Source organism: Streptomyces sp. bgisy159 (assembly GCF_057707805.1).
This window is the reverse complement of record NZ_JBYIQX010000003.1, coordinates 303,679-316,011: the sequence shown is the minus strand read 5'-3', so window position 1 is coordinate 316,011 and position 12,333 is coordinate 303,679. Positions and strand designations below refer to the sequence as shown.

Here is a 12,333-nt window from a genome sequence, read left to right as displayed (position 1 = left end):
CCCCAGCAAGTGGATCCGCGCGGGTCCGTTTGTGCGCCTCTCGCGGCAGATCCGTGGAATTCACGCGAAACGGTGGGCGGATCGCCGCACCGGACGCGACGAGTGTGACCCAGGTCATGGATTGGAAGGGTCGAGAAATGGCCACGACACCACCCACAGGTGAACGCTCGCAGGAATGAGCGAACGCGCGCGCACGCGTAGGCTCATCCCCGGGTCCGCCCGGCCGGTTCGCCGCGCCGCCGGGACGGCCCCCGTGCGATCGCGCCCGCGACCCCGCTCTAAGGTCGGCTGTCGGGCCGGTCGACCCACTCCGCTCGACCACAGAAACTCCACATCGGAAGCGAGATTTCACCACCGTGACTGCTCTCACTCTCAGCACCGCCGCGGCGCCCGGCCTGCGGGCCGACGCGATCGTGATCGGTGTCGCCAAGGGCTCCGCGTCCGGGTCCGGCGACCTGGTCGTCGCCCCGGGCGCCGAGGCCCTGGACCAGGCCTACGACGGGCGGCTCGCCGGCCTTCTGGACACCCTCGGCGCGTCCGGCGCCGAGGGCGAGGTGACGAAGCTGCCCGCGCCCGCGGGCTTCAAGGCGCCCCTCGTGGTGGCGGTGGGGCTGGGCGGTGAGCCCGAGAAGGACGCGGGTTACGACGCCGAGGCCCTGCGCCGGGCCGCCGGTGCGGCCGCCCGCGCGCTCGCCGGGACCAAGAAGGCCGCCTTCGCCCTGCCGCTGGCCGACGCCGGCGATCTCGGGGCCGTCGCCGAGGGCATCCTGCTCGGCGCGTACTCCTTCGACACCTACAAGGAGTCGAACCGCAAGGGCGCCGGCGCCGCCAAGGCCAAGAACGGCAAGGCGCCGCTCGCCGAGGCCGCCCTGCTCGGCGGCAAGCCGCGCGACGCCGCCCACAAGGCCGCGCTCGCCCGCGCCACGGCCGTCGTCGAGGAGCTGAACCGGGCCCGCGACCTGGTCAACACCCCGCCGAACGACCTCGACCCGGCCGCGTTCGCCGCGCTGGCGCAGACGGCCGCCAAGGACCACGGCATCAAGGTGCAGGTGCTCGACGAGAAGGCGCTGACCAAGGGCGGCTACGGCGGCATCCTGGGCGTCGGCGGGGGCTCCGCCGCAGCACCGCGCCTGGTGAAGCTGTCCTACAGCCACCCGAAGGCGGACAAGCACCTCGCGTTCGTCGGCAAGGGCATCACCTACGACTCGGGCGGCATCTCGCTGAAGCCGGCCGGCCACAACGAGACGATGAAGTGCGACATGAGCGGCGCGGCCGCCGTGTTCGCCGCGGTCGTCGCCGCCGCGCGGCTCGGCCTCCAGGTCAACGTGACCGGCTGGCTGGCGCTGGCGGAGAACATGCCGTCCGGCTCCGCCGTCCGCCCGGGCGACGTGCTGCGCATGTACAGCGGCAAGACCGTGGAGGTGCTGAACACGGACGCGGAGGGCCGGCTGGTGCTGGCCGACGCGCTGTGGGCGGCGTCGCAGGAGAACCCGGACGCGATCGTGGACGTGGCCACCCTGACCGGCGCGATGATGCTGGCGCTGGGCTCGCGCACGTTCGGCGTCATGGCGAACGACGAGGCGTTCCGCTCCACCGTGGTCGAGGCCGCCGAGGAGGTCGGCGAGCCGGCGTGGCCGATGCCGCTGCCGGAGCACCTGCGCAAGGGCATGGACTCGCAGGTCGCCGACATCGCGAACATGGGTGAGCGGATGGGCGGCGGCCTGGTCGCCGGCCTCTTCCTGAAGGAGTTCGTGGGCGAGGGCATCACCTGGGCGCACCTGGACATCGCGGGGCCGGCCTTCAACGAGGGCGGTCCCTTCGGGTACACGCCGAAGGGCGGGACCGGGTCGGCGGTGCGCACGCTGGTGCGGCTGGCCGAGCTGACCGCCGCGGGCGAGCTCGGCTGACGGCCGCCCGCCGCGGCGGGCTCGTCCGCCGCACGGCGGATTCGGGGCGCGGGGGCTTGTCGCACGGCTCCCGCGCCCCCTTGCGTGGGCGGGCGTGGGGTGTCTCACACCCCGGCCCGGCGTCTCGTACCGCGGCGACTAGTGCGAAGATGGGGCTCGGCAGGACAGGGCCCCACCTAAGGGCCGAAGAACGAGCGGCCGGACACCAGCCGCCTGCCGGTCACTGCAGACCGGTGGCGCACATGCATGGAGGACGTGACGTGGCGAACGACGCCAGCACCGTTTTCGACCTAGTGATCCTCGGCGGTGGTAGCGGTGGTTACGCCGCGGCCCTGCGCGGGGCGCAGCTGGGCCTGGACGTCGCCCTGATCGAGAAGGACAAGGTCGGCGGTACCTGCCTGCACCGGGGTTGCATCCCCACCAAGGCCCTGCTGCACGCGGGCGAGATCGCCGACCAGGCCCGCGAGAGCGAGCAGTTCGGCGTCAAGGCCACCTTCGAGGGCATCGACGTCGCGGGTGTGCACAAGTACAAGGACGAGGTCGTCTCGGGCCTGTACAAGGGTCTGCAGGGTCTCGTCGCCTCCCGCAAGGTGACCTACATCGAGGGTGAGGGCCGGCTGTCCTCCCCGACCTCCGTCGATGTGAACGGGCAGCGGATCCAGGGTCGCCACATCCTCCTGGCCACCGGTTCCGTGCCGAAGTCGCTGCCGGGTCTGGAGATCGACGGCGACCGGATCATCTCCTCCGACCACGCGCTGGTCCTGGACCGGGTGCCGAAGTCGGCGATCATCCTCGGCGGCGGTGTCATCGGCGTCGAGTTCGCCTCGGCGTGGAAGTCCTTCGGCGCCGACGTCACGGTCATCGAGGGCCTGAAGCACCTCGTCCCGGTCGAGGACGAGAACTCCTCCAAGCTTCTTGAGCGCGCGTTCCGCAAGCGCGGCATCAAGTTCAACCTGGGCACCTTCTTCCAGAAGGCCGAGTACACCGCCGACGGCGTCAAGGTCACCCTCGCCGACGGCAAGGAGTTCGAGGCCGAGGTGCTGCTGGTGGCCGTCGGCCGCGGCCCGGTCTCGCAGGGCCTGGGCTACGAGGAGGCCGGGGTCGCCATGGACCGCGGCTACGTCCTGGTCGACGAGTACATGCGGACGAACGTCCCGACGATCTCCGCCGTCGGTGACCTGGTGCCCACGCTCCAGCTCGCGCACGTCGGCTTCGCCGAGGGCATCCTGGTGGCGGAGCGGCTGGCCGGTCTGAAGGTCGTCCCGATCGACTACGACGGTGTCCCGCGGGTGACGTACTGCCACCCGGAGGTCGCCTCCGTCGGCATCACCGAGGCCAAGGCCAAGGAGATCTACGGCGCGGACAAGGTCGTCGCCCTGAAGTACAACCTGGCGGGCAACGGAAAGAGCAAGATCCTCAAGACCGCGGGCGAGATCAAGCTCGTCCAGGTCAAGGACGGTGCCGTCGTCGGCGTCCACATGGTCGGCGACCGCATGGGCGAGCAGGTCGGCGAGGCCCAGCTGATCTACAACTGGGAGGCGCTGCCGGCCGAGGTCGCCCAGCTCGTCCACGCCCACCCGACGCAGAACGAGGCGCTCGGCGAGGCCCACCTGGCCCTGGCGGGCAAGCCGCTGCACTCGCACGACTGACCGACCCTCGGTCGACATCCGTCGAACGCGACGACCCAGACTTCCGTAATTCGTTAGGAGCAACCGAAACCATGGCGGTTTCCGTAACCCTTCCGGCGCTCGGTGAGAGCGTCACCGAGGGCACTGTCACCCGCTGGCTGAAGGCCGAGGGCGAGCGCGTCGAGGCCGACGAGCCGCTGCTGGAGGTGTCGACCGACAAGGTCGACACCGAGATCCCCTCCCCCGCCGCCGGCGTTCTGGCCTCCATCAAGGTCGCCGAGGACGAGACCGTCGAGGTCGGCGCCGAGCTGGCCGTGATCGACGACGGCACCGGCGCCCCGGCGGCGGCCCCGGCCCCGGCCGCCGAGGAGGTCGCCCCGCCGGCCCCCGAGCCGGCCCAGGCCGCCCAGCCGTCCGCCGAGCAGGCCGCCCCCGCCCCGGCGCCCACCGCCGAGGCCGCCGCCGGCGGCGGCTCCGCCGAGGGCACGGACGTGGTCCTGCCCGCGCTCGGCGAGTCCGTCACCGAGGGCACCGTCACCCGCTGGCTGAAGTCGGTCGGCGACAGCGTCGAGGCCGACGAGCCGCTGCTGGAGGTGTCGACCGACAAGGTCGACACCGAGATCCCCGCGCCCACCGCCGGTGTGCTGCTGGAGATCGTGGTCGGTGAGGACGAGACCGCCGAGGTCGGCGCCAAGCTCGCCGTCATCGGCGCCCCGGGTGCCGCCCCGGCCGCCGCCGCCCCCGCGGCCCCGGCCGCCGCCGCCCCCGCGGCCCCGGCCGCCCCGGCCCCGGCTCCGGCCGCGCCCGCCGCTCCGGCCCCGGCTCCGGCCGCCCCCGCCGCCCCGGCTCCCGCCGCCGCTCCGGCCCCGGCCGCCCCCGCGGCTCCGGCGCCCGCTCCGGCTCCGGTCACCCCGGCTCCGGCCGCGCCCGCCGCGCAGCCGAGCGACGAGGGCGCCTACGTCACCCCGCTGGTGCGCAAGCTCGCCTCCGAGCACGGCGTCGACCTGGGCTCCGTCAAGGGCACCGGCGTCGGCGGCCGTATCCGCAAGCAGGACGTGATGGCCGCCGCCGAGGCCGCCAAGGCGCCCGCTCCGGCTCCGGCCGCCGCGGCGGCGCCCGCCGCCAAGAAGGCCGCCCCGGCCCTGGAGGTCTCCCCGCTGCGCGGCCAGACCGTCAAGATGCCCCGCATCCGCAAGGTCATCGGCGACAACATGGTCAAGGCGCTGCAGGAGATGGCCCAGCTGTCGTCGGTCGTCGAGGTCGACGTCACCCGGCTGATGCGTCTGCGCGCCCAGGCGAAGGACTCCTTCGCCGCCCGCGAGGGCGTCAAGCTCTCCCCGATGCCGTTCTTCGTGAAGGCGGCGGCCCAGGCGCTGAAGGCCCACCCGGTCATCAACGCCCGGATCAACGAGGCCGAGGGGACCATCACCTACTTCGACACCGAGAACGTCGGTATCGCGGTGGACTCCGAGAAGGGCCTGATGACCCCGGTCATCAAGAACGCCGGTGACCTCAACATCGCCGGTATCGCCAAGGCCACGGCGGAGCTGGCGGGCAAGGTCCGCGCCAACAAGATCACTCCGGACGAGCTGTCCGGCGCGACCTTCACCATCTCCAACACCGGTTCGCGCGGCGCGCTGTTCGACACGATCATCGTGCCGCCCGGCCAGGTCGCGATTCTCGGCATCGGTGCCACGGTCAAGCGTCCGGCCGTCATCGAGACCGAGGAGGGCACGGTCATCGGCGTCCGCGACATGACGTACCTGACCCTGTCCTACGACCACCGTCTGGTGGACGGCGCCGACGCCGCGCGGTACCTGAGCGCGGTCAAGGCGATCCTGGAGGCGGGCGAGTTCGAGGTCGAGCTCGGGCTGTAACCCTCAGGCGTCCGTGCGGTGCCCCGGCCGGTTCCTCCGGCCGGGGCACCGTCGTTTGCCGTGTAAGCCTCGTCTCACCTGCGCCAAAGCGCCCCCGTGCGCCTCTCCACGGCGGCCTCGCGGCCTTATTGTCTTTACGTCGAACGCCCTAGGGGCCGCTGGGCCCTTCCCTGAGGAGCCCTCATGACCGCGCCCGTCATCCACTCGCTGCGCGAGCAGATCCGCGAGCACATCGTGGAGGGGATCGTGAGCGGGCGCTGGAAGCCGGGCGAGCGGATCGTGGAGCGCCGGATCGCCTCCGAGCTGGAGGTCAGCCAGACACCGGTCCGGGAGGCGCTGCGCGAGCTGGAGTCGCTGCGCCTGATCGAGTCGGCGCCGAACAAGGGCGTGCGGGTGCGGAACCTGACCGCGGCGGACCTGGAGGAGAGCTACCCGGTCCGGGCCGGCCTGGAGGCCATCGCGGCCGAGCTGGCGGCGGAGCGGCTGGCGGCGGACTGCTCGGCGCTGGAGTCCCATGTCGCGGCGCTGTACGAGGCGGACCGCAGGTCGGACGGTACGGCGCAGGTGCGGCACACGGTGGCCTTCCACCGCGAGATGGTCCGGGCGGCCGCGAACTCGGTGCTGCTGCACACCTGGGAGGGGCTGGGCATCGAGGTGTTCACCGCGCTGTCGATCCGCTGGCTGGGCACGGTGCAGCAGTCGTACGCCGAGGAGCACGAGGAGCTGGTCCAGGCGTTCCGCCGACGCGACCCGAGGATCGCCGACCTGGTCAAGTCCCACGTCCTGGGCTGCGCCCCGCGCCACGGGAGCGAGTGAGACCGTCCCCGCGAGGCCCCCGCGAAACCGTCCCGGCAGCATCCGAACACCAGAGCAGCCGCCCGCTCAAACGCCGCCCCACCTGCGAAAACAAGGCGGAATGACGTCACCCGGTGCCACTCCCGGAGGCACCGCGTGCCTACTTTCTCGAGATCGAGAGGTTTTCTTCGTCAACCCTTTGATCGATCATCGATCAGGGAGTTACAGTCGCCGACGGGCTTGCCACCCAAGCCCCAGCCCTGTCCTGCCAAAGACCAAGGGCACCCCGAACCCTTACCGATGAGGGAACCCCCTTCGACTGAGGAAGGCGGCGACATGACCGACCCCAACGCCATCCAGCCGAGCGAGCTCGACCAGCTCCCCGACCGGGACCCGGAGGAGACCGCCGAATGGCAGGCCTCGCTGGACGCGGTCGCCAAGGCGGCCGGCCCGCACCGTGCCGCGTACCTGATGCGCCGCACGCTGGAGCGCGCGGAGGGCACCGGCATCGCGCTGCCCAAGCTCCTGGAGACGGACTACGTCAACACCATCCCCACCGCCGCGGAACCCGCCGTTCCCGGTGACGAGGAGATGGAACGCCGGATCACCGCCTGGAACCGCTGGAACGCGGCGGCCATGGTGACCCGCGGCTCCAAGCACGGTGTCGGCGGCCACATCGCCACCTTCGCCTCGGCGGCCTGGCTGTACGAGACCGGCTTCAACCACTTCTTCCGCGGCAAGGAGTCCGGCGACGCCGCCGGCTCCGGCGACCAGCTGTACATCCAGGGCCACGCCTCCCCCGGCATCTACGCCCGCGCCTTCCTGGACGGCCGGCTCACCGAGCGGCACCTGGACAACTTCCGCCAGGAGGCCGGCGGCGAGGGCCTGCCGTCGTACCCGCACCCGCGCCGCCTGCCCTGGCTGTGGGAGTTCCCGACGGTGTCGATGGGCCTCGGCCCGCTCTCCGCCATCTACCAGGCGCGCTTCAACCGGTACCTCACCAACCGCGGCATCAAGGACGTCTCCGCCTCGCACGTGTGGGCGTTCCTCGGTGACGGCGAGATGGACGAGCCCGAGTCGACGGCGGCGCTCGCGCTCGCCGCCCGCGAGGGTCTGGACAACCTGACCTTCGTCATCAACTGCAACCTGCAGCGCCTCGACGGCCCGGTCCGCGCCAACTTCAAGATCGTGCAGGAGCTGGAGGCCCAGTTCCGCGGCGCCGGCTGGAACGTCGTCAAGACCCTGTGGGGCACGGCCTGGGACGAGCTGTTCCAGCTCGACACCACGGGCGCTCTGGTACGCCGACTGCGCGAGGTACCCGACGCGCAGGTGCAGACGTACCAGACCCGGGACGCCGCCTACATCCGCCAGGACTTCTTCGGCAAGGACCCGCAGCTCGCCGAGATGGCCAAGCTGCTGAGCGACGACAAGATCCTGGAGTGCTTCCACCTCTCCCGCGGCGGCCACGAGGCCCGCAAGGTCTACGCCGCCTACCGGGCCGCGCTGGAGTGCAAGGGCGCGCCGACCGTGATCCTCGCCCAGACCGTCAAGGGCCACACCCTCGGCGAGGGCTTCGCGTCGAAGAACGCCAACCACCAGATGAAGAAGCTGACGGTGGACGAGTTCAAGGCGATGCGCGACCTGCTGGAGCTGCCCATCGCGGACAGCGCCTTCGCCGACGGCCAGGTCCCCTACGGCCACCCGGGCGCCGACGCTCCCGAGGTCCGCTACCTCCAGGAGCGCCGCGCCGCCCTCGGCGGTCCGGCCCCGGCGCGCCGCGTCCACCCGGTCGCGCCGCTGCCGGCTCCGGCCGAGAAGGCGTTCGCCTCCTTCGACAAGGGCTCCGGCTCGCAGAACGTCGCCACCACCATGGCCTTCGTCCGCCTGGTCAAGGACCTGGTCCGCGACAAGGAGACCGGCAGGCGCTGGGTGCCGATCGTCCCCGACGAGGCGCGCACCTTCGGCATGGAGTCGCTGTTCCCCTCCCTCGGGATCTACTCGCCCAAGGGCCAGACGTACGAGCCGGTCGACCGCGACCAGCTGATGTACTACAAGGAGGCCCAGAACGGCCAGATCCTCAACGAGGGGATCACCGAGGCCGGTTCGATGGCCGACTTCATCGCCGCCGCGACGTCGTACGCGACACACGGCGAGGCGATGATCCCGTTCTACATCTTCTACTCGATGTTCGGCTGGCAGCGCACGGCCGACCAGATGTGGCAGCTCGGCGACCAGCTCGGCCGCGGCTTCCTCATCGGCGCGACGGCCGGCCGCACCACGCTGACCGGCGAGGGCCTCCAGCACGCCGACGGCCACTCCCCCGTCATCGCCGCGACCAACCCGGCGGCGCTGACGTACGACCCGGCGTTCGCGTACGAGATCGCCGTGATCGTCCGAGAGGGTCTGCGCCGGATGTACGGCGAGGCCCGGCCGGGTGAGGACCAGGACGTCTTCTACTACCTCACCGTCTACAACGAGCCGCTGCCGCAGCCCGCGAAGCCGCAGGCGGCCGGCGTCGACGAGGGCATCGTCAAGGGCCTGTACCGCTTCAACACGGCGGAGTCGGCGGGCCTGTCCCCGGCGGCCAACGCGCCGCGCATCCAGCTGCTGGGCTCGGGCACGGCGATCCACTGGGCGCTGAAGGCGCAGCGGCTGCTCGCCGAGGAGTGGGGCGTGGCCGCCGACGTGTGGTCCGCGACCTCCTGGACCGAGCTGCGGCGCGACGCGCTGGAGTCGGACGCGGCGCTGCTGCGCGGCGAGGAGCGGGTGCCGTACGTCCGGCAGGCGCTGCAGGGCGCCGAGGGCCCGGTCCTCGCGGTCTCCGACTACATGCGCCAGGTGCCGGACCAGATCGCGCAGTGGGTGGAGCAGGACTGGTCCTCGCTGGGCGCCGACGGCTTCGGCCTGTCGGACACCCGGGACGCCGCCCGCCGCCACTTCGGTGTCGACGCCGAGTCGATCGTCGTCGGGGCCCTCGCCCAGCTCGCGAGGCGCGGCGAGGTCCAGGCCGCGGCGGTGAAGGAAGCCCGCGAGAAGTACGGCCTGTAGGACGTCTCCGCACGACGGCCGGACCGGCACCGCCGGTCCGGCCGTCGTGTCGTCGGTGGCCGGTGCCGCTCAGCCCTCCGCGCGCGGGATCCCCGTCTCGTCCGGCTCGGGGCCGGGGTCCGGATGGCGGCGGAGCTGGACGATGGCCGCCAGCAGGCCGCCCCAGACGATGAGCATGGCGATGATCATCATCGCGATGGCGCCGCCGGTCATCAGCGGTCCTCCTTTCCACCCGGGTCGTCCTTGTGGTGGTGGGACTCGTACTCCTCGGCGGTCTCCATGTCGAGGTCGATCAGCCCGCCGCCGGCCGCCTTCCACGGGATCAGGGAGAGCACCACGCCGACCAGCAGCGCGCCGATCGCCACGCTCCACCCCACCGCCAGCAGGAAGTCGGTGGAGTAGCCGGCGTAGTTCTCGTCGAACTCCTTGCGCAGGCTGTCGATCATCATCCAGCCGAGGACCAGGGGGGTGATCAGCCCCAGGCAGATCCGCCACCAGTGGCCGAGCCGCACGGCGGAGGTGGCGTCGGCGTCCCGCTGCAGCTCGGGCAGCTTGCGCAGCACCCAGGCGACCACGACGACGCCGACGAGCGCGGCCAGGGCGATGCCGTACTGGTTGATGAAGTGGTCGGAGGCGTCGAGGAAGTAGACGCCCTCGTCGGTCGGGAACAGCAGGATCGACACGATCGCCACCGCGCCGCCGACGCCGAACACGGCGGGGATGCGGTGCATCCCGGTGCGGTCCTGCACGGCGGAGACGACCACCTGCACGATGGAGATCAGCGAGGACAGTCCCGCGATCACCAGCGACACGAAGAAGACGACGCCGAACAGCCCGCCCGCCCACATCTCGGAGATGATCGTCGGGAAGGCGACGAAGGCCAGTCCCAGGCCCGCGGTGGCCACCTCGTCGACCGGCACGCCCGCGCTTTGCGCCGTGAAGCCCAGCGCGGCGAACACCCCGATGCCGGCGAGGATCTCGAAGGAGCTGTTGGCGAACCCGGCGACCAGGGCGGAGCCGGTGAGGTCCGCGCGCCGGCGCAGGTAGGAGGCGTAGGTGACCATGATGCCGAAGCCGATCGACAGCGAGAAGAAGATCTGGCCGTAGGCGGCCACCCACACGCTGCCGTTGCTCAGTTCGGACCAGTCGGGGCTGAACAGGGCGTTCAGCCCCTGGGCCGCCCCGTCCAGGGTGACGGCCCGGATCACCAGGGCGCCGAAGAAGACGACCAGCAGGGGGATGAAGAGCTTGTTGGCCTTCTCGATGCCGCGCCGGATGCCGAACGCCAGGATGACCAGCACCACGATCCAGACGGCGATGAGCGGCCACATCACGCCGGAGACGTACCCGGAGACGAACCCGGGCTCGTCGGCCGCCTCCAGGAAGGTGCCGAAGAGGAAGCCCTCCGGGTCGTCGCCCCAGGCCTGGTCGGCGGCGAAACCGACGTAGCGGACCGCCCAGGCGATGATCACTGCGTAGTAGGTGGCGATGACGAAGCAGATGGCCACCTGCCACCAGCCGAGCACCTCCGCCGGGCGGGCCATCTGCCGGAGCGCGGCCGGGGGCGAGGTCCGGTATCTGCGCCCGATCGTGTACTCCATGATCAGCAGGGGGATGCCGGCCGTGAGCAGGGCGATCAGATAGGGCACCAGGAAGGCCCCGCCGCCGTTCTCGTAGGCGACGGCCGGAAAGCGCCAGATGTTGCCGAGGCCGACGGCGGAACCGATGGCCGCCAGCAGGAAGCCGGTGCGGGTGGACCACTGTTCGCGGGGTTGACCGGCCGGGTGGTCCGCCGGTTGTTGCGCCATATTCGCCATGTGCGTGTCCTCGTTCAGGGACGTCCCGATGGAACCGCTGAACCGTGAAACCTCGAATGCCGTTCGACGTTAACAGCGGTGCGCGGTGCGCCACAGGGTGCGTACCGCCAGTCGGGTGACCCACGCGGCACAATGACGGACATGCGTGCGGCCCGGCTCATCAGGATGGTGCTTCTGCTGCAGTCCCGGCCCGTCATGACGGCGGCCGAACTGGCCCGGGAGCTGGAGGTGTCCGAGCGGACCGTGACCCGGGACGCGCAGGCGCTGTCGGAGGCGGGCGTGCCGGTCTACGCCGACCGGGGGCGGGCCGGGGGCTACCGGCTGGTCGGTGGATACCGGACCCGGCTGACGGGTCTGGCGCGCGGTGAGGCGGAGGCGCTGTTCCTGTCCGGGGTGCCGGGGGCGCTGCGGGAGATGGGGCTGGCGGACACGGCCTCGGCGGCCCGGCTGAAGGTGTCGGCGGCGCTGCTGCCGTCGCTGCGGGACGCGCCGGACAGCGCCGCCCGGCGGTTCCACCTGGACGCGCCGGCCTGGTTCCGGGAGCCGGAGCCGCCGGAGCTGCTGCCGGCGGTCGCCGAGGCGGTCTGGGCGGACCGGCGGGTCGGCGCGCGCTACCGGCGCGGGGACGAGACCGTCGAGCGGGAGCTGGAGCCGTACGGGCTCGTGCTGAAGGCGGGGGTCTGGTACCTGTGCGCGCGGGTGCCCGGCGGCGACGGGGTGCCCTGGCGGACGTACCGGATCGAGCGGTTCACCGACGTGGAGCCGCGCGAGGAGCGGTTCACGCGGGACCCGGACTTCGACCTGGCCGGCTTCTGGGCGGCGCAGGCGGAACGGTTCGCGCGGTCGCTGCTGCGTACCGAGGTAGTGGTGCGGCTCTCCCCGGAGGGGGCGCGCAGGCTGCCGCACGTCGTCGATCCGCTCGCCGCCCGCGAGGCGCTGGCCGGCGCCTCGGACCCGGACGGCGAGGGGCGGCTGACGGTGACCCTGCCGGTGGAGTCGGAGGAGGTCGCCCATACACAGCTGACCGCCCTCGGCCCGGAGGCGGAGGTGCTCTCCCCCGCGTCGCTGCGCCGCCGGCTGCGCGACGACGCGGCCCGGCTGGCGCGGCTGTACGGCCTCGGGTGAGCGGCGCGGCCGTGGCGGCCGCCTTTCTCGGTCGCGGAGATCCGCGGAGTCCCGGTCGGGGTAATCCGCCGAGTCCCGGTCGGGGAAATCCGCGGAGTCCCGGTCGGGGAAATCCGCGAACTCCGGGTGCGTGGCA

The 12,333-nt window shown here is 72.0% G+C and carries 8 protein-coding genes; 6 read left to right on the top strand and 2 right to left on the bottom strand.

Annotation, left to right across the window (positions count from 1 at the left end; translation table 11 throughout):
* The first annotated feature begins 356 nt into the window (after positions 1–356).
* The 5 genes from AC3ET3_RS05325 (at position 357) to aceE (ending at position 9,255) form a co-directional block, all read left to right on the top strand.
* The gene (locus AC3ET3_RS05325; RefSeq protein WP_432135636.1) at positions 357–1,907 is read left to right on the top strand and encodes a leucyl aminopeptidase; all 1,551 of its coding nucleotides are present in this window, start codon (positions 357–359) and stop codon (positions 1,905–1,907) included.
* 260 nt (positions 1,908–2,167) lie between these two features.
* The gene (lpdA, locus tag AC3ET3_RS05320) at positions 2,168–3,556 is read left to right on the top strand and encodes a dihydrolipoyl dehydrogenase (protein ID WP_435611706.1); all 1,389 of its coding nucleotides are present in this window, start codon (positions 2,168–2,170) and stop codon (positions 3,554–3,556) included.
* Positions 3,557–3,627: 71 nt separating this feature from the next.
* The gene (gene sucB / locus AC3ET3_RS05315) at positions 3,628–5,412 is read left to right on the top strand and encodes a 2-oxoglutarate dehydrogenase, E2 component, dihydrolipoamide succinyltransferase (RefSeq protein WP_435611705.1); all 1,785 of its coding nucleotides are present in this window, start codon (positions 3,628–3,630) and stop codon (positions 5,410–5,412) included.
* 183 nt (positions 5,413–5,595) lie between these two features.
* Positions 5,596–6,228, top strand: a complete 633-nt coding sequence (locus AC3ET3_RS05310) for a GntR family transcriptional regulator (RefSeq protein ID WP_432135639.1) — start codon at positions 5,596–5,598, stop codon at positions 6,226–6,228.
* Between the two features lie 315 nt (positions 6,229–6,543).
* A complete protein-coding gene (aceE, locus tag AC3ET3_RS05305; protein WP_435611704.1) occupies positions 6,544–9,255 on the top strand; it encodes a pyruvate dehydrogenase (acetyl-transferring), homodimeric type in 2,712 nt (903 codons plus the stop codon).
* Between the two features lie 69 nt (positions 9,256–9,324).
* On the opposite strand, the gene AC3ET3_RS05300 is transcribed toward aceE, so the two are convergent.
* Both AC3ET3_RS05300 and AC3ET3_RS05295 read right to left on the bottom strand, forming a co-directional pair.
* Positions 9,325–9,468: a methionine/alanine import family NSS transporter small subunit gene (locus AC3ET3_RS05300; RefSeq protein WP_432135641.1), complete on the bottom strand. Its 144-nt coding sequence runs from the start codon at positions 9,466–9,468 to the stop codon at positions 9,325–9,327.
* The gene (locus AC3ET3_RS05295; protein WP_432135642.1) at positions 9,468–11,072 is read right to left on the bottom strand and encodes a sodium-dependent transporter; all 1,605 of its coding nucleotides are present in this window, start codon (positions 11,070–11,072) and stop codon (positions 9,468–9,470) included. The genes AC3ET3_RS05300 and AC3ET3_RS05295 overlap by 1 nt, the downstream gene beginning before the upstream one ends.
* Before the next feature lie 141 nt (positions 11,073–11,213).
* Between AC3ET3_RS05295 and AC3ET3_RS05290 the strand changes: the two genes are divergently transcribed.
* Positions 11,214–12,197, top strand: a complete 984-nt coding sequence (locus tag AC3ET3_RS05290; protein ID WP_435611703.1) for a helix-turn-helix transcriptional regulator — start codon at positions 11,214–11,216, stop codon at positions 12,195–12,197.
* Positions 12,198–12,333 lie beyond the last annotated feature (136 nt).